This is a genomic window from Exiguobacterium sp. FSL W8-0210 (assembly GCF_038006045.1).
Lineage (GTDB): Bacteria > Bacillota > Bacilli > Exiguobacteriales > Exiguobacteriaceae > Exiguobacterium_A.
Window position 1 is genome coordinate 1,150,583 of record NZ_JBBOUK010000001.1, and the last position, 17,948, is coordinate 1,168,530.

At 46.4% G+C, this 17,948-nt stretch carries 22 protein-coding genes; 12 read left to right on the forward strand and 10 right to left on the reverse strand.

The features are described from left to right. Positions 1–57: 57 nt before the first annotated feature. Together MKY22_RS05900 and MKY22_RS05905 are read left to right on the forward strand one after the other, a co-directional pair. Positions 58–294, forward strand: coding sequence for a (4Fe-4S)-binding protein (locus MKY22_RS05900; RefSeq protein WP_290776936.1), 237 nt, complete (start codon positions 58–60; stop codon positions 292–294). Beyond that, positions 269–544: a GNAT family N-acetyltransferase gene (locus MKY22_RS05905; protein WP_035398130.1), complete on the forward strand. Its 276-nt coding sequence runs from the start codon at positions 269–271 to the stop codon at positions 542–544. Before MKY22_RS05900 ends, MKY22_RS05905 begins: the two co-directional genes overlap by 26 nt. A 313-nt stretch (positions 545–857) precedes the next feature. Here MKY22_RS05905 and MKY22_RS05910 read toward each other — a convergent pair whose 3' ends face one another. Continuing rightward, the gene (locus MKY22_RS05910) at positions 858–1,184 is read right to left on the reverse strand and encodes an AzlD domain-containing protein (RefSeq protein ID WP_035408727.1); all 327 of its coding nucleotides are present in this window, start codon (positions 1,182–1,184) and stop codon (positions 858–860) included. After that, on the reverse strand, positions 1,163–1,864 hold the full coding sequence (locus MKY22_RS05915) for an AzlC family ABC transporter permease (RefSeq protein WP_035408725.1): 702 nt from the start codon (positions 1,862–1,864) through the stop codon (positions 1,163–1,165). Before MKY22_RS05915 ends, MKY22_RS05910 begins: the two co-directional genes overlap by 22 nt. A 154-nt stretch (positions 1,865–2,018) precedes the next feature. On the opposite strand from MKY22_RS05915, the gene dhaK reads away from it, so the two are divergent. The 3 genes from dhaK to dhaM are packed head-to-tail and all read left to right on the forward strand — an operon-like array spanning position 2,019 to position 3,975. Continuing rightward, positions 2,019–2,987, forward strand: a complete 969-nt coding sequence (gene dhaK, locus MKY22_RS05920) for a dihydroxyacetone kinase subunit DhaK (RefSeq protein ID WP_035408722.1) — start codon at positions 2,019–2,021, stop codon at positions 2,985–2,987. A gap of 24 nt (positions 2,988–3,011) precedes the next feature. Further along, the gene (dhaL, locus tag MKY22_RS05925; RefSeq protein WP_214855366.1) at positions 3,012–3,614 is read left to right on the forward strand and encodes a dihydroxyacetone kinase subunit DhaL; all 603 of its coding nucleotides are present in this window, start codon (positions 3,012–3,014) and stop codon (positions 3,612–3,614) included. Continuing rightward, complete coding sequence (dhaM, locus tag MKY22_RS05930; protein ID WP_035408716.1) at positions 3,607–3,975, forward strand: dihydroxyacetone kinase phosphoryl donor subunit DhaM; 369 nt, start codon at positions 3,607–3,609, stop codon at positions 3,973–3,975. Before dhaL ends, dhaM begins: the two co-directional genes overlap by 8 nt. Positions 3,976–4,062: 87 nt before the next feature. Here the strand turns inward: dhaM and MKY22_RS05935 are convergent, their stop codons facing one another. The 5 genes from MKY22_RS05935 to lexA all read right to left on the reverse strand — a co-directional run bounded on the left by MKY22_RS05935 (position 4,063) and on the right by lexA (position 8,012). Next, positions 4,063–4,383 (reverse strand): hypothetical protein, encoded by a 321-nt coding sequence (locus tag MKY22_RS05935; RefSeq protein WP_341087391.1) that lies wholly within the window; start codon positions 4,381–4,383, stop codon positions 4,063–4,065. Positions 4,384–4,461: 78 nt separating this feature from the next. Then, entirely contained in the window at positions 4,462–5,964 is a 1,503-nt protein-coding gene (gene glpK / locus MKY22_RS05940; protein ID WP_214855371.1) for a glycerol kinase GlpK, read from the reverse strand. A 43-nt stretch (positions 5,965–6,007) separates the two neighbouring features. After that, a complete protein-coding gene (locus MKY22_RS05945; protein ID WP_035408708.1) occupies positions 6,008–6,709 on the reverse strand; it encodes an MIP/aquaporin family protein in 702 nt (233 codons plus the stop codon). 186 nt (positions 6,710–6,895) lie between these two features. Then, positions 6,896–7,366 carry a metal-binding protein gene (locus MKY22_RS05950; protein WP_035408706.1) on the reverse strand — a complete coding sequence of 157 codons (471 nt, stop codon included), beginning with the start codon at positions 7,364–7,366 and terminating at the stop codon, positions 6,896–6,898. A gap of 31 nt (positions 7,367–7,397) precedes the next feature. Further along, entirely contained in the window at positions 7,398–8,012 is a 615-nt protein-coding gene (lexA, locus tag MKY22_RS05955) for a transcriptional repressor LexA (protein WP_023467770.1), read from the reverse strand. Between the two features lie 211 nt (positions 8,013–8,223). On the opposite strand from lexA, the gene yneA reads away from it, so the two are divergent. The 7 genes from yneA (at position 8,224) to MKY22_RS05990 (ending at position 15,790) form a co-directional block, all read left to right on the forward strand. Next, entirely contained in the window at positions 8,224–8,511 is a 288-nt protein-coding gene (yneA, locus tag MKY22_RS05960) for a cell division suppressor protein YneA (RefSeq protein ID WP_023467771.1), read from the forward strand. A 45-nt stretch (positions 8,512–8,556) separates the two neighbouring features. Beyond that, positions 8,557–9,210, forward strand: a complete 654-nt coding sequence (locus MKY22_RS05965) for a YneB family resolvase-like protein (protein ID WP_290776938.1) — start codon at positions 8,557–8,559, stop codon at positions 9,208–9,210. Positions 9,211–9,323: 113 nt separating this feature from the next. Further along, positions 9,324–9,560 carry a DUF896 domain-containing protein gene (locus MKY22_RS05970; RefSeq protein ID WP_035398122.1) on the forward strand — a complete coding sequence of 79 codons (237 nt, stop codon included), beginning with the start codon at positions 9,324–9,326 and terminating at the stop codon, positions 9,558–9,560. 274 nt (positions 9,561–9,834) lie between these two features. Next, positions 9,835–11,805, forward strand: coding sequence for a transketolase (gene tkt, locus MKY22_RS05975; protein WP_341087394.1), 1,971 nt, complete (start codon positions 9,835–9,837; stop codon positions 11,803–11,805). Positions 11,806–11,927: 122 nt separating this feature from the next. Then, entirely contained in the window at positions 11,928–12,158 is a 231-nt protein-coding gene (locus tag MKY22_RS05980) for a YneF family protein (RefSeq protein ID WP_012370001.1), read from the forward strand. 120 nt (positions 12,159–12,278) lie between these two features. Then, positions 12,279–14,030, forward strand: a complete 1,752-nt coding sequence (locus tag MKY22_RS05985; RefSeq protein WP_341087414.1) for an ABC transporter transmembrane domain-containing protein — start codon at positions 12,279–12,281, stop codon at positions 14,028–14,030. Then, the gene (locus tag MKY22_RS05990) at positions 14,027–15,790 is read left to right on the forward strand and encodes an ABC transporter ATP-binding protein (RefSeq protein WP_341087415.1); all 1,764 of its coding nucleotides are present in this window, start codon (positions 14,027–14,029) and stop codon (positions 15,788–15,790) included. The genes MKY22_RS05985 and MKY22_RS05990 overlap by 4 nt, the downstream gene beginning before the upstream one ends. A 56-nt stretch (positions 15,791–15,846) precedes the next feature. On the opposite strand, the gene MKY22_RS05995 is transcribed toward MKY22_RS05990, so the two are convergent. The 3 genes from MKY22_RS05995 to MKY22_RS06005 form a co-directional block, all read right to left on the reverse strand. After that, positions 15,847–16,746 carry an SH3 domain-containing protein gene (locus MKY22_RS05995; RefSeq protein ID WP_341087418.1) on the reverse strand — a complete coding sequence of 300 codons (900 nt, stop codon included), beginning with the start codon at positions 16,744–16,746 and terminating at the stop codon, positions 15,847–15,849. 303 nt (positions 16,747–17,049) lie between these two features. After that, positions 17,050–17,469, reverse strand: coding sequence for a hypothetical protein (locus MKY22_RS06000; RefSeq protein ID WP_290776941.1), 420 nt, complete (start codon positions 17,467–17,469; stop codon positions 17,050–17,052). A gap of 73 nt (positions 17,470–17,542) precedes the next feature. Further along, positions 17,543–17,737: an aspartyl-phosphate phosphatase Spo0E family protein gene (locus MKY22_RS06005; RefSeq protein ID WP_023467779.1), complete on the reverse strand. Its 195-nt coding sequence runs from the start codon at positions 17,735–17,737 to the stop codon at positions 17,543–17,545. Between the last annotated feature and the right edge of the window lie 211 nt (positions 17,738–17,948).

Below are 17,948 nucleotides of genomic sequence, written 5' to 3' on the forward strand. Positions count from 1 at the left end.
GATTGAGTCAAGGATATGGAAAGATACAAGAGTACAAAGAAAGGGAGACGATATATCATGAAAAAAGGATATGAAGGCAAAGAGATCACGGTCTATTTTGATTCGGAAGTCTGCATTCATTCCGGTCATTGTGTACGAAGTCTACCGACCGTCTTTGATGTCAAACGGCGTCCTTGGATTGAAGCGGACGGGGCGCCGGTGGAAGACGTCATGCACGTCGTCGATGGTTGTCCAAGCGGCGCCTTATCTTACGAACGGAGGGAAGCAAATGGAGCTGAAACGAGCGGAACGTAAAATCGAAGCCCATCAGGAAGGTGAAGTGATTGGAGAAATCACTTACAGCGATACGAACAACGGCATGTGGATCATCGATCACACGTATGTTGATCCCGCGCACCGGAACCAACAGATTGGGGAACAACTTGTTGCCGAGATCGTCAACTGGGCACGGGAAGCAAACGTCAAGCTACTGCCGTTATGTCCGTTTGCGAAAAAAGAGTTCGAACATCAATCGGATTATCAGGACGTACAAGCAAATACGTGATCATAAAAATCTCCTCCGGTCTCTCAAGACTAGAGGAGATTTTTTCGAGTCATTGTTTGTGATCTCTGACTTTCATTTTGCGAGAAACAACCATCGCACCGAAATAGGCGATGATGTACAACACGACCAGTCCTTGTTTTAGCATATAAGGTAGATCCATTTGATTCACAAGTAGAAAACTAGCGCACGATAAAATTAAAAAGGGTATTAGCCACTTGTTCGGCACATCAGCACCTCCTTCACTATCTATGTATTTCCATTTTAAGGATAACATAAAATATTTACCGAAATATGTTAAAGATGAATAACTTGCTTACAGATAAATCCGTAGAAACGCCATCGTGACGACACCGGTGATGACCGTCCAAGAAAGACTTTTACTGAAAATCGCGACTGCCATCGTCGGTAGGGCGGCGAAGACATGAAGCGTCGAAATCGTCGGGAACGCGTTGTCTTGCGCGATAAGTAAATTTTGAAAGAAGAGGGCGCCAAGCAGGCAGACGGGAATGAACGAGAGCCATTCCGTTACAAGGCGCGGTAACGTCAGTCCATGAAGGACGAGAAACGGTAAGATACGTGGAATCCAAGTGACGAGTCCACAAGCTAAAAAGAGACCGATTAATTCTGGGCGGATTTCCATCGTGTGATCACGACTCCTATACTAGCGCCACCGAGTGTCGCGCAAAGAACGGCGACTTCCGCAGAAAAGTAGCGCATGGTGATGTAAAGCAAAAGTAAGACGATCAATAAGAGGCAACTATTCACGGCAATGCGGGTACGTTCTCCTTCAAATTGTAAGTACAATAAACCGATGAACATCGCCGTCAGAGCAAAGTCGAGACCGAAGCGCTCGGGATCAGGAAACCAGCTACCGACAAGTGCACCGAGAACGGTTGCGATAATCCAGCTAAGATACGCGGTCAGATTTAAGCCATGCATGAAGGACGGTGAGATCTTCCCTTTTTGCGCAGTATTCATTGCGACAGCGAACGATTCATCCGTCAGTAACGTCCCAGTACCGAGTCGATCACGAAGGTGGCGTGTCTCGACGTGCGGAGCGAGCGTCAGACTCATTAACAAGTGCCTGAGATTGACGATGAATGTCGTCAGAATGATGGCAGAGGCGGGACTATTCAACAGCAAGAGACTCGTGATGATGAATTGAGCGGCGCCGGCATAGATGAAGACGGACATGAATCCGACTTCAAGAGGGGATAAGCCGGAGGCACGACCGACGATCCCTGCGGAAAAGCCGATGCCGATATAGCCAAGGACGGTGGGTAGACAGGCGCGGACACCTGCTTGAAAGGCTGATGACATTCGATTCCTCCTCTTTTTTAAGAGCATAGCATTCATGTGGAATATCGTCACTAACTGGTCAATATTTTCATCGTTTTTTTCGACATACTCGACTTGATTTGGTGGTAAAGAGTAAGTGGTACGGCAAAATCAGTTAGGTAAAGGAGCGTTTTTCATGCACAAATTAATGAAAGATTCGAACCGGTTCGTTTCAGACATGGTCGACGGACTCGTACTTGCTCACCCTGATTTGTATAAAAAAGTCGAAGGTGTTAACGTCGTTGCACGGAAAGTACCACTGGACGGAAAAGTCGGTCTTGTTTCTGGTGGGGGAAGCGGTCACGAACCGGCACACGCTGGATTCGTCGGGGACGGTATGCTTGCTGCGGCTGTTTGTGGGGAAGTGTTCACTTCACCGACACCCGACATGGTGCTTGAAGGTATCAAGGCAGCTCATGGGGGAAAAGGTGTCCTACTCGTCGTCAAGAACTATTCAGGTGACGTCATGAACTTCGATATGGCGAAGGAACTTGCTGAACTCGAGGATATCGAAGTCGATACGGTCGTCGTCAATGATGACATCGCGATCAAAAAGGAAGAGGATCGTCGTGGGGTCGCGGGAACTGTCTTCGTCCATAAGATTGCCGGTGCTGCAGCGGCAGAAGGAAAATCACTAAGTGAAGTCAAAGCAGTTGCGGAAAAAGTCATCAAGGGCGTTCGTTCGATCGGAATGGCACTCTCACCATGTTACATGCCGGAGAGCGGAAAGCCAGGCTTTGAGTTGCATGATGACGAGATGGAGATCGGAATCGGGATCCACGGTGAAAAAGGACTTGAACGAAAAGCAGTCGCTTCCGTTGATGCGATCGTCAAAGAGTTGCTCGATCGTTTGACGAAAGAAGTACCAGACAAAAAAGTCGCCGTCATGGTGAATGGGATGGGCGGAACACCAGAATCCGAACTGTACATCACGTATAAATATGTCGCGGAAGAACTTGAGGCGCATGGTTACGAGATTGCCCGCTCATTCGTTGGAAACTATATGACATCGCTTGAGATGCACGGGTTCTCAATCACGCTCTTACCAGTGGATGATGAACTGCTCGGATATCTCGATGCAGAAACGAAAGCGATTGGATTCTAATTCAAATAAACGGGGTGTAAAAACATGAAGTTGACGACGGAACAGTTGCAAAGCGCGCTCCTCAAAGCAGCGGAACAGATCGAACAGCATAAGGATGAATTGACGGACCTTGACCGGGAAATTGGTGATGGAGATCATGGAATTAACATGTCGCGTGGCTTCCAAGCAGTCCAGAAGACGCTAGAAGAACACGGCGAATATGAGGATTTAGGAGCTTTATCCAAAGAAGTCGGGATGACGCTGATCAAAACGATTGGTGGGGCATCCGGTCCTTTATACGGGACAGCATTCGTTAAGTTCGCCGGTGCATTCAAAGGGAAAACAGAAGTCGAAGGTGCAGAGCTTGCAGACGCTTTCCGCGAAGCGACGGAAGGGATCAAGTCGCGCGGAAAGTCAGAATTCGGTCAAAAGACGATGGTCGATATCTGGACACCGTTCCAAGAAGCGCTCTCGCAAGAAGGGGACTTGAAAGCGGCAATCGATCAAGCACTTGCTGATACAAAAGCGCGTATCGCAACGAAAGGGCGCGCGTCCTACTTCGGTGAAGCGACGGAAGGCGTCCAGGACCCAGGTAGTTTATCGAGTGCTTTGCTACTCGGCGAAATCGCGGAGGTGCTTCATGGTTAATCTTGTACTCGTTTCTCATAGTGAAAAACTCGCGGCTGGGCTGAAAGAACTGTTGGCAGAGATGGCACCGGATACGCCAGTCTTAGTAGCAGCCGGTCTTGAAGATGGTAGCATTGGAACAGACGCGACACGAATCGAAGAAACACTGAATACACTAGACGACGATGGAGTCGTCTTAACGGATATCGGTTCTGCGACGATGAACACGGAATTAGCACTTGAATTATACAGTGGCGAACGGACGGTACGTTTTATCGACGCACCACTCGTCGAAGGTGCTTTTCTAGCAGCTGTTTTAAGTGGACAGTCGAAATCCGTCGATGAGATTGAAGACGGATTAAAAAATGAGTTTGGCAAATAAGTAATAAATCCCCCATCGCGAATAGGCGAGGGGGATTTATTTCAATTACTTCTATTCATATTAAAACTTGGTAGAGAGTCTCATGAATCAAAACGACTGGAGCCATTTTTCTAACCACTCTCTAGGCAAATGAATTGTAGCTAAATCAATGGTCTGTAATTCATTTAGAGTATAACTGTTAGCAAGATACATATCCCATTGTGCATCGATATCGTTTGCTACTTCAGTCGCTTGTTCACTTAATGGATAAGTTCCACGTCCGTCAGTTGCAAGATGATAGTAATCATTATGGTAGACGTCAATCATATACCGGTAACACCAATCTGCCAATTCTTCATGTGTGATGTTGCCATCTAGTGCGGCCAAAATGTGCTCTTTTAGCTGTTGATCAGAATAAATGGTATTCATGAGGCACCTCACGCTATATTTTCTATAAGATATCAAAAACCCGGTCCCTCTGTAAAAGGGATCGGGTTATTAATTAACTTATTTCGATGGTTTAAAGACCATTGTCGCTTCCACTGCTTTTTGCCATCCAGCATAGCGTTGTTCACGATCGTCTTCTTTCATCTCTGGTTTAAACTGATGATCGAGCTTCCATTGTTGTTTGATTTCCGCTTTATCTTTCCAGTAACCGACGGCTAATCCAGCAAGGTAGGCTGCACCGAGTGCTGTCGTTTCGTTGATTTCTGGACGATCGACAGGAACGCCGAGGATGTCCGATTGGAACTGCATCAAGAAGTTATTGGCTACAGCACCACCGTCGACACGAAGTGTTTTCAGTTCGATTCCAGAATCTTGTTCCATTGCTGTCAATACGTCGCGTGTTTGGTAAGCAAGTGATTCAAGCGTTGCCCGAACGAAGTGCTCCTTATCAGTTCCGCGTGTTAATCCGAAGATTGCTCCACGAACATCTGAATCCCAGTACGGCGCGCCGAGACCAACGAAGGCAGGAACGACGTAGACGCCGTCTGTTGAGTCGACTTTCGTTGCGTAACCTTCTGAATCTTTCGCGTGTTTCAACATACGGAGTCCATCACGGAGCCACTGAATCGCAGAACCAGCGACGAAGATAGAACCCTCAAGCGCATATTCGACTTTTCCATCAACGCCCCAAGCAATCGTCGTCAGGAGTCCATGGTCAGAAGAAACGGCTTTCTCACCCGTGTTCATGAGCATGAAACAACCAGTACCGTATGTGTTTTTCCCTTCACCCGCTTCAAAGCATGTTTGACCGAAGAGTGCGGCTTGTTGGTCACCAGCGATCCCGGCGATTGGCACTTCGTAACCGAAGAAGTGATACGGTACCGTTTTGTCGTAGACTTCACTCGACTGACGAACTTCTGGCAACATCGAAGCAGGAACACCGAGGATATCGAGTAACTCTTCATCCCATTTTTGTTCGTAGATGTTATACATCAATGTTCGTGAAGCGTTCGTGTAATCCGTGATATGCGTTTTTCCACCAGACAGTTTCCAAACGAGCCACGTATCGATCGTACCGAAGAGTAATTCACCGTTCTCTGCTTGCTCACGCGCACCTTCGACATTATCAAGGATCCATTTGACTTTCGTACCAGAGAAGTAGGCATCAATCAGAAGTCCTGTTTTATCACGGAACTTCTGGTTCAAGCCTTGTTCTTTTAAGTCGTCACAGATACCAGACGTTTGACGCGATTGCCAAACGAGTGCGTGATAAACCGGTTTACCTGTTTCTTTGTTCCAGACGACTGTCGTTTCACGTTGGTTCGTGATTCCGATTCCGGCGATTTGCTCAGGTTTGATATCTGCAGTTCCGAGTGCTTCTGCCATGACAGCAAGAATTGAACCCCAGATTTCGTTTGCATCATGCTCGACCCAGCCTGGTTGTGGGAAGTATTGCTTGAATTCCCGTTGTGCCGAGTTGACGATTTTCCCGTCGTGATCGAAGATGATCGCACGTGAGCTTGTCGTACCTTGGTCGAGTGCTAGGATATACTTGTTTTCCATTTCGAAATCCCCCTTGAGCGGTATGTGTTAGTGAGACGTGATCTTAGTAGATCAATTGATAGATGAACACGGCAAGCGCTCCACCGATGATTGGACCGACGACTGGAATCCATGAGTAGCCCCAGTCAGATGAACCTTTATTCGGAATCGGTAGGATAGCGTGTGCGATACGCGGTCCAAGGTCACGGGCCGGGTTGATGGCATATCCTGTTGTACCACCAAGTGATAGACCGATGACGACGACGAGTAAACCGACGATAAGTGGTTTTAAGCCGTCACCGAATGTCGTTAAACCGAGCGCCAAGATACCGAAGACGAGAACGAATGTCCCGATGATTTCAGAAATCAAGTTCGACGGCGTATGGCGAATCGCTGGACCTGTTGCGAACACACCGAGTTTTGCAGCTTGATCATCAGTCGCTTCAAAATGTTTCATGTAATGAAGCCAAACGAGAATGGCGCCGATGAAAGCTCCGACAAGTTGTCCGGCAATATAGACAGGAACGTCTGCCCACGGTAAATCAGAGTTTAAAGCAAGTGCAATTGTTAAAGCAGGGTTCAAGTGCGCTCCACTCTCAGCAGCGACGAATGCTCCTGTCATGACGGCAAGACCCCAAGCGAACGTGATGACAATCCATCCGCTGTTTTCGGACTTCGTCTTTCTCAAGACGACACCGGCGACGACACCATCCCCGAGCAGAATGAGGATCATCGTACCGATCATTTCTAGTACAAAGTTATTCATGCAAAACCCCTCCCTTTGGATTAAAGCAAATAATGGTCTTTCTACTTTAAATTACTCCGATTTGATAACGTTTTCAATACATATAATTGAAATATAGGAATGGAAATTTTTTATTTTAATGTTTAAAGATACGAAAAATTGGATAGGAAAACACCTCGTCTTGCCTGCAAGCAAGCAAAAGAGGTGTTAACGACGACGCTTTTTTCTTTTTTTAGGTCGAAACCAACTACTGGAATAATCTAGTAGGATATGAATTGTACTCGCCACCATGATACCAATGACAAAAGCGGGTAGGGAAGCAAACCAGGAATCGATGGTCTCTGACGCGATGACTTGAAAATACAAGCTGAGAAATAATAAGGGAATCACAAGTGCAGCACTATAAAGGAGTCGAATGACATCCCCAATGATCAATCCGTGTGACCAGATCGAGCGGTGGGGCATGATCTTCACATAAGGCATCCACAGGACTCGAAATGGTCCAAAGCGATAATACGGTTCTGACTTTAAATCGAGGTCAGGTGACAACCAAAGCGTACCGACAGCGATACCGATGGCAGTCGGTAACCAATCGGTTTGTTGCGTTGCGACCGAATACGCAACGTAACCCGTCAGTGCGACGGTATTGACGGTATCATGTACATTTCCTGAAGGCATGAAAAAAGACCAGTCGTAACTGGTCCCTCCGTCAATGAATCGTCCGATACACGCCGATTACCTTACCAAGAATGGAGACATTATCGAAATACATCGGATCCATCGAGTCATTTTCTGGTTGTAGACGTACCTGTTGATCTTCTAAGAAGAACCGTTTCACCGTCGCTTCGCTATCTTCGGTCATAGCTACGACGATTTCTCCGTTTTCTGCTGTGTTTTGTTGGCGTACGATGACACGATCGCCGTCAAGAATACCTGCGTTAATCATCGATTCACCATCGATCGTCAACATGAAGACCGTTTCGTTTCCTACATAATGTGCAGGAAGCGGGAATTGTTCTTCGATGTTTTCAATCGCTGTAATCGGAAGACCAGCTGTGACTTTCCCGATGACGGGAACATGAACGATGGCTTCCGTGATTTCTTCAGGCTTATCAAGCAATATCTCAATCGCACGTGGTTTCGTCGGGTCACGGCGAATCATTCCCCGTTTCTCGAGTCGATCCAAATGACCGTGTACCGTCGAGCTAGACGCGAGTCCGACTGCTTCTCCGATTTCACGAACTGATGGTGGATACCCCTTCAGTTTCACTTCAGAGACGATGTAGTCGAGAATCTCTTGTTGGCGCTTAGACATTTTCCGCATACGAATTGCCACCTCTTTCTGGATTGAAGTTTGAAATGTAAGAATATATGTTTCTAGATTCACTATAACATAGAACAAATGAGCGTACAAACAATTGTTCGATATTTTGTGTTGACCGAACACGGGTTCTGTGTTTATTATGAGTTATGCGAACAATTGTTCCGAGAACATTTATTCTGACTCATTCATTTCATATTTGGAGGGATTCATGATGATTCATACGATTCGTACTCATGCTTTTTCAATTCTCTTCTATGCATTAAGTATTGCTTTCGTGATCTTTTTACTCACACCACGCCCGGATGAAAAAGTGGCGCAACTAATGACAGCTTCCGTTACGGTCGATGAGAACGCTACAGTCGAACAAATTGCTGAAGTCTACAATGACGGTTCGATGTCAGATGAGGAATACGTCAACTGGTTGATTAAAAATAATGATGTCGAGACAAAACATGTCATCTCAAAAAGCAAAATCGTTGTACCAATCGCACAACAATGACAAAATGGAAAAGTTGTGAAAGAACGAACAGGGATGTGAGGTACGATGAAGGTCGTGATTTATTGTCGAGTATCGACCGAAAAAGAAGCACAAGATAGTTCGATTGAACGCCAACGGATGGAGCTTTCGAAGGTTGCTTCTCAAAAGGGATTTGATGTCGTGGACATCGTCTCTGAAAAAGAGAGTGGATATGATGTCGATCGGGAAGGGATGCTGACGGTTCTTGATCATGTGACACGTGACGCGGTAGATGCGGTCCTCGTGACGGATGATACACGGATTGGTCGTGGGAATGCAAAAATCGCTATTTTGCATACATTCAAAAAACATGGGGTCCGCTTGATGACGCTTGATTCAGATGGAGAATATCAACTTGCGGATGCAGAAGCGATGGTCCTTGAGATCGTCTCACTCGTGGAAGAATACCAACGGAAACTGCATAATGCAAAAATCGCCCGTGGCATGCGGCGAGCAGTCGAACAAGGTTTTCGCCCGGAACGAAATCTCAATCGTCAAGGAGAGAACGCAGGACGTAGTCGAAAAGACGTACCGATCGAAGAAATTGTACGTCTTCGAGAACTCGGATTGACGTTTTCTGATATCGCCATCACCTTGCGGGGGATGGGGCATGATATTTCAAAAGCAACGGTCAATCGTCGATATCTTGAATACCGCGAACTGACACCTAGCCCGGAATGAGAAGCAAGTAACCCGTCGACTGACGCGGTTAACTTGCTTTTTTTTATAAGCTCTTTTACAGTAAGAATACAATTGAACAACTCAAGTTTGAGTCATAAAGAAAGAGGGATTCCATGTTATCACAAGAACAATTAGATCGAATCAATGCATTAGCGAATAAATCAAAAGTCGAGCCGTTATCAGAAGCGGAAACGGCAGAGCAAAAAGAATTACGTGCAGCGTATCTCGCAGCATTCCGTGGATCGTTCAAAAACCAACTCATGGGCATGAAAATCGTCGATGAAGAAGGAACGGACGTAACACCAGAGAAATTGAAACAAGCACAAGAAGAAGAACGGAATAAACAATAATCGTTTGTTCCTTCTATAGAAGAAAGAGGTTTCGCGTTAAGCGGACCTCTTTTTTGTTTAGCGCTGTTAGATGAGGAAACATTGCACGATAGCAATACATCTTAATAACGATCTTTCATCAATTCATGCATCCTGTATGAGTCGATAGAACGGCTATAGATAGCGCATTCATTTTAATGTGACATACTATTTAGAAAAGTTGTATCACATTTAAGAGTGTGCTAAAATGAGTAGGAATTTGTGAAAAAGAGAGAGGATGATTGTTTTGACGAACATGACGACAGTAGAACAATTAGCAATTAATACGATTCGTACCTTATCGATTGATGCCGTACAAAAGGCGAATTCGGGTCACCCAGGTATGCCAATGGGAGCAGCGCCGATGGCATTCTCGCTTTGGGCGGATCATATGAACCACAACCCTAAAAATCCAGAATGGTTCAACCGCGACCGTTTTGTACTTTCAGCCGGACACGGTTCGATGCTTCTCTACTCACTCCTCCACCTATCGGGATATGATCTATCAATGGATGATCTTAAATCATTCCGTCAATGGGGATCAAAAACACCAGGTCACCCGGAATACCGTCACACGGCTGGTGTAGATGCGACAACAGGTCCACTTGGTCAAGGGATTGCAATGGCAGTTGGTATGGCGATGGCAGAACGTCATCTTGAAGCAAAATACAACCGTGACGATCTCAACGTCGTCGATCACTTCACATACGGAATTTGTGGAGATGGAGACTTAATGGAAGGTGTCTCAGCTGAGGCGGCTTCACTCGCAGGTCACCTTGGTCTCGGGAAATTGGTCGTATTGTACGATTCAAACGATATCTCACTTGACGGCGATCTCGATAAATCATTCTCTGAAAACGTCCAGAAGCGCTTCGAAGCGTACAACTGGCAAGTCATTCGCGTAGAAGACGGAACGGATATCGATTCGATTTCGAAAGCGATCGCGGCGGCACAAGCAGAGACGACAAAACCAACGTTGATCGAAGTCAAGACAGTCATCGGCTTCGGTTCACCGAACAAGTCAGGGAAATCGGCTTCTCACGGTGCACCACTCGGTGAAGCGGAAATCAAATTAACGAAAGCAAGCTACGTTTGGGATCACGAAGAGTTCTACGTGCCTGAAGAAGTTAAGTCATTGTTTGACGAGCGGATCGTCCAACGTGGTGCTTCTGCAGAAGACGCATGGAACGAGACGATGAAACAATACGAAGCAGCGCATCCAGAATTGCATGCTGAACTCGTTCGCGCAATCGCAAACGAATTGCCAAGCAACTGGGAAGCAGATCTTCCGACATACGACTTGTCATCGAAAAAAGCGACACGCCAAACGAGTGGTGAAGTCTTGAATGGTCTCGCGAAGAACGTTCCGACATTGTTTGGTGGTTCAGCTGACCTTGCAGGATCGAACAACACGATGCTCAAAGGCGAAGCAGACTTCGATATCGACCCAAGCGGTCGTAACATCTGGTTCGGAGTACGTGAATTCGCAATGGCTGCGGCTGTCAACGGTATGGCGCTTCACGGTGGCGTCATTCCTTACGGCGCGACATTCTTCGTCTTCTCGGATTACCTCCGTCCAGCAGTTCGTCTTGCAGCATTAATGGGGCTTCCATCTATCTTCGTCTTGACGCATGACTCAATCGCTGTTGGTGAAGATGGTCCAACACACGAGCCAGTCGAACACTTGATGAGTTTCCGTGCAATGCCTAACGTTACAGTTTACCGCCCAGCAGACGGAAAAGAGACGATTGCTGCATGGAAAACAGCGGTTCAAGCAAAAGACAAACCGACACTTCTCGTCTTGACACGTCAAGGTCTTCCAGAGCTTGAAGGCACGACGACAGAAGGCGCTGAAAAAGGCGGTTATGTCATCGCTGGTGACGTCACGAAAGCAGACACGCTCTTGCTCGGTACAGGTTCAGAAGTTCATCTTCTTGTCGAAGCACAAAAAGAACTTGGTGAATCAGCAGCTGTCGTTTCGCTTCCATCATGGGAAGTATTCGAAGCACAGTCAGCAGAGTACAAAGAATCAGTTCTTCCGAAACACATCACGAAACGTGTCGCGATCGAAGCAGGCGCTTCGCTCGGTTGGTACAAATATGTAGGAACAGAAGGACAAGTCATCGGAATCGATCGTTTCGGCGCATCTGCTCCTGGAGACTTCCTCTTGAAAGAATACGGCATGTCTGTTGAGAACGTTTTAGCGACAGTCAAGCAACTCGGATAATCACTTCCGGAAAACGGGTCCGATCTTACGTCGGGCTCGTTTTTCATCTATTATCATCTATGCAAACAATTGGAATTATAGTATAGTAAAAAGCGACGTTTTAAGTTAGAGGAGGAAGCAACTTGGCTACATGGATTTGGATTTTAATTGCCCTTCTTTGCTTGGTAGCAGGTGTCGCCCTTGGTTTCTATATCGCTCGTCGATACATGATGAACTACTTGGAGCAAAACCCACCAATCAACGAAGATATGATTAAGACATTGATGATGCAAATGGGTCAAAAGCCATCACAAAAGAAAGTCAACCAAGTGATGCGTTCAATGAGTGGTTCAATGAAATCACCTAAAAAATAAGCTGTACGAGAGGGGACCAAATGGTCTCCTTTTTGTTTGCTATTTTTTAGAAAGAGAACTAATCTAAAATGTGAGACTATTTCAAATAATCATAGGATTTAAAAAAGGGGGGAGACTTGAATGGGAGTCTTCAGGAAACTCGGTTGGTTTTTCCGACGAGAATGGAAAGCATATAGTCTTGGGGTCGTCTGCTTGATATTTGTAGCAGCGTTAGAACTCATTCCACCGAAGATCATCGGGACGACAGTCAATGGTCTAAGTGAGGGGAGCTTGACGAAGAATGATTTGATTCGTCTCGCAGGTACATTGTTGCTCATCGGGGTCGCGACGTATTTCATTCGTTATTTTTGGCGTTTTCATATCTTTGGGGCATCGATTCGTCTCGGTCGATTGTTACGCAGTCAACTGTATGGTCATTTTTCAGATTTGGATCAATCGTTCTATAAGAAATATCGGAGCGGGGATTTGATGGCGCATGCGACGAACGACGTACAGGCGGTATCGATGACAGCAGGTGCCGGTATTCTAACGCTCGTCGACTCGGTGACGATGGGGAGCTTCGTCATCATCACGATGGTCACGACGATTAGTTGGAAATTGACGCTCGTATCACTTCTACCGATGCCACTGATGGTCTATTTGACGTCACGCTACGGTAAGATGTTACATTCCCGTTTTCATGACGCGCAAGAAGCGTTCTCTGATTTGAACGATAAGGTCGCGGAGAGCATCAGTGGTATCCGTGTCTTAAAAGCAACAGGGGAAGTCGAATCCGACGTGCAGACGTTTACCGATCTGTCTGATGACGTCGTTCAAAAGAATCGTCGTGTGGCGAAAATTGATGCACTGTTTGATCCGACGATTTTTGGATTAGTCGGTCTATCGTATATCATCGCGGTCGGCTATGGCGCCTACTTGTTACGACAAGGCGAAATCCGGATTGGTGATATCGTTTCCTTCACTACATATCTTGGTTTATTGACGTGGCCAATGCTCGCCTTCGGTTGGTTGTTCAACATCGTTGAACGGGGTCGTGCTTCCTATGACCGGATCGAACGGATGCTTGCGATCGAACCAGAAATTAAAGATGCGAAGGAAGCAGCAACGAGTGTCTCATCATCAGAACTTCATGTCGGGATTAAACGATTCATCTATGACACGCAACCGGTCCTTCAAGAGATCGATGTGACGTTGAAGCCCGGTAAATCGCTTGGAATCGTCGGGAAGACGGGTGCCGGGAAATCGACGTTCGTTCGCTTATTGTCTCGCGAATACGACGTCAAACAAGGCGCCATCACGATTGGTGGACGAGACATCAAACAATTGACGCGTGATACCGTCCGTCGTCAAGTAGCGATCGTTCCACAGGATCATTTCTTATTCTCCGCGTCGATTGCTGATAATATTGCCTTTGCCAAACCGGAGGCATCAATGGAAGACATCATGGAAGCAGCGCGGATCGCAGCGGTTCATGATGATATTCTTGGGTTTAAGGAAGGGTACGCGACGATGGTCGGGGAGCGTGGGGTGACGTTATCCGGCGGTCAAAAACAACGGATCTCGATTGCCCGGGCATTACTAGCAGACTGTCCGATTTTAGTGCTCGATGATGCCTTGTCTGCAGTCGATGCTAAAACCGAGGAAGCGATCATCCATCACTTCCGCACAGCGGATCACGATCAGGCACAAATCATCGTTGCCCATCGCCTGTCGGCTGTGTCGCATACCGATGAGATCATCGTCCTTGAAGACGGTCGGATCATCGAACGAGGCACGCATGAGCAGTTACTCGCTCATGACGGTTGGTATAAAGAGACGTACGATCGCCAGCAACTAGAATCACTTGTCGAACAAGGAGGGCGTTCCGAATGAATCATGATATCAATGAAAAAGCCGTCCTGAAACGATTGCTTGATTTCGTCAAACCGTTCAAAAAGCAGGTCAGCATCGCCTTCATCCTGCTGTTCATTACGACAGCGGCAAAACTCGGGGGACCGTATCTCGTCAAGATTTTCATTGATGAATACGTCGCACCGGGGACGTATCCGGTGCAGGAAGTCGCACTTTTGTTTACAGCGTACTTGTTACTGCATACGACAGGGATCATCGTTGATTACTTGCAGGCGTTCGAATTCCAAAAGATTGCCTTGCAAGTCATTCAACGCTTACGCATTGATGTGTTCCGGCACGTCATGCACTTACGGCTTGCCTATTTTGACCGGACGCCTGCTGGAGTGCTCGTATCCCGGATCACGAACGATACGGAAGCGATCAAGGAGCTCTACATCGGTGTCCTGTCGACATTCGTGCAAAGCGGCGTTCAGTTGATTGGAACATATATCTTCCTTTATCTACTAGAGCCGCGACTCGCGACGATTGCATTACTGTTGTTACCATTGTTTTATTTCATCATTTGGATTTACCGAAAGTATTCGACGAAGTATTACGCGGAAGTCCGCGATTTACTATCGAAAATCAATGCCCAACTGAACGAATCCATCAACGGTATGGCGATCATTCAACAATTCCGCCAAGAAAAACGCTTGATGGCAGAGTTCGAGGAGACGAACGTCGCCCACCAGAATGGCCGTTATAAGAACTTGAAGCTCGATAGTTGGTTACTGCGACCAATCATTGAACTGTTACTCGCCATTTCAATTGCGACACTCGTAACGTATTTCGGTGTCCTATCGTTCTCACAAACGGTCCAAGTCGGTGTCGTCTATGCCTTCATCAGCTACATGGAGCGGATCTTCCAACCGGTTCAGCAAATCATGCAACGGTTGTCCGAGTTCCAGCAAGCTGTCGTCTCAGCAGACCGTGTATTCAAGGTCCTCGATACGGATGAGCCAGAACCAACGAAACAACTCGAAGGGGATGCACGAGTGTCGGAAGGACATATCGTCTTTGAAGACGTGCGCTTTAGTTATGACGGAGAGAAGGATGTCTTGAAAGGGATTTCGTTCGAGGCGAAAAAAGGACAGACGATTGCGCTCGTTGGTCATACGGGAAGCGGGAAAAGTTCAATCATCAATATCTTGATGCGTTTTTACGCGTACCAATCGGGTCGGATCTTGATCGATGGTCAACCGCTTGAGCAGTTATCAGAAGAAGAACTACGACAGCATGTCGGACTCGTGTTGCAGGATTCATTCTTGTTCACGGGAACGGTCGCGGATAACATTCGATTATTCGATAGTTCGATTTCCTTTGATCGTGTCGAAGCAGCTGCTAAATTTGTACAAGCGGACGGATTCATCAATCAACTCGACCAGCAATATGACAGTCCCGTTGCGGAACGGGGGGCGACGTTCTCAGCTGGGGAACGTCAGTTGATCTCCTTCGCACGCACGATGGCGCGGGATCCGAAAATCCTGATTCTTGATGAAGCAACCAGTTCGATTGATACGGAGGCAGAGGAGAAAGTACAAGTCGCACTTGAACGGATGCGTCAAGGGCGGACGACGATTGCTATTGCCCATCGTCTATCGACGATTCAAGATGCAGATTTGATTCTTGTATTGCATCAAGGGGAAGTGATCGAGCAAGGAAATCACCAAGAATTGATCGCACAAGATGGTCTGTATAAGAAGATGTATCAACTGCAATCCGGTCATGTCACGGTCTCTTAAATAAAGACATAAAAAAGCCTGCCAGGCGGTCTCGCCCGGCAGGTTGTTTGTTTTGATTAGTAGACTGTAACTGTGACGTTTTGGCGTCCCCAGTTGAGTGCTTCTTGTTGTGAACCAACGAGAAGGTCAAGTTTGTTACCTTGGATTGCGCCACCACGGTCGAGTACGATTGCTTCACCAATGCCTTCGATGTGCATACGTGTACCGATCGGGTATTGTGAAGAAGCTGCTACGATACGCATACCATTGTACGTGATCGTATTCGTAACGTCATAACCGCTTGCTGTCAACGCACGACCGTTGTAAAGTCGGCTACCATTGTTAGATGGGTCGTTCGTGTAAGCAGTGACGTTCATTGTCACTTTCGTACCTGATTTTGCAGGTGTCGATTGTTTTGTTGCAGTTGCTGGTTTAGCAGCTGCTTTTGGTGCTGGCTTCGCAGCTGGTTTAGCAGCAGGTTGTGCTTGCGCTGCTGGTGCTTTTGATACGCCAGCGAGTGAAGTATAGTCGCTGTGTACGTAGCGTGTTTTACCATCGATTGTTGTTTTGATCCATGCACCAACTTTAGCTTCTACGTTGACTTTTTCGCCTTTGTAGAGGTTACCGACATCTTTCGAGCTTGTCGTCGTTGGTTGTGTGCGGACGTTTAGTACTGCCGTAGTAACTGTCGCTTTTTTAAAGTCGAATGAGCCTGCTGCAGACGTATACGCACCATGGACATAACGTTTTTGACCGTTAACTGTTGTTTTGATCCATGCGCCAGAACGTCCTTCGACATTTAATGTTTGACCTTTATATACATTGCCTACGTCTGCTGATGCAGTTGTAGGTGCTGTGCGTACGTTGAGTACTGGTGTATTTACTGTTACGGTTTCTGAGGCAGCCTCTGTCTCTTGGGCAAATCCTACTGATAGAGCTGTTGCTGCAAGACCGGCAGCGAAAACTGCTTTTTTCATTATTGATGTCCTCCTGACATATGCTGTGTTTACTGTTCCTACTTTACACGGCAAATCTGACCTGTGCGTTTACAGGTCAATGTCATTCGAGTTACAAACCGAGCTTTTGTGACAACAAGATTGCAAAAGAGCAGTTTTTGTCATCTATAGGAAATACTGATTATGAAAAACGGGTGTTTATAGGTCTTTAGGCTTACTGAATATAAAAAATTCGCACAATTCAACAGAAAAAAGCCTTAAAAATAGAAATTGTGGAATCCTTCTATCGTCTGATGATGAAAAAGTGAAACGGATGATAATAGATCAATACTTGACGATCGTCGTCACACCGAACGCTGTCAGATAAGAACGATGGTACAATTCCTGCATCCAACCATCAGCGGAGAGCTGAAACGTGCCGTGAATCGTTTGGTACGTTCGCTGGCGAATATTGATTTCAATCGGCTCTAGTAGCGGAGTGGACGGTAGATGGTCATGCATGCTGTCATTTTGATTTTCGATATAGAGCAGCTCGAGGACATCTCCTTCTTCCATATAACGCTGTAGATAAATCATGAACTCCCACTGATCAGCACCTTCGATCGTATACAAGTAGGGCATCGTGAATCGTCCTCGCTTCAATGAGACGTATTCAAGCGGTTCGACTTCATGTACGTATAATTGAGAGAGATCGTCAGGTATAAAGAGGGGGCGAGAACTAGCAATGAATGTAAGAGCGGACATAAAGCACCTCCATCAGAAATAAGAAACCATAAAAAAGTCAGCATTCATACTCGAATGCTGACCAAATCGTGCATTAAGATAAGAGCGGTTCGTTCGAACCGTGAATGGTGTAGTTTTGGACTGTCCGTGAATATTCTAAAAGCAGGACGTCAAGTTCATGGCTAAGTTGTAAAACACGCGGGGAGGTAAAGCTGGACTGGTCAGCTTGATGATATAGTTCGCTACGTTTGGCTTCGATGGCTAACGTCAATAGTTGTTGTGTCGTCATAGCAGTCTCCCTTACATTGGTGTCGTATCCATATTCTAGCAAGTCCATTTAATAGGCGCAACGAGATTTCAGTAAAATCGACGAAATGTAATTTTTTTGTAATTTTGGCGGACACGAATCTTTTGCAACTTTCTGTGAGATAATAGGTGCTAAATGCAGAGGAGTTTGGCAAAATAGAGGAGGAACTTCTTCTATAGTAGTAAAGGAAAGG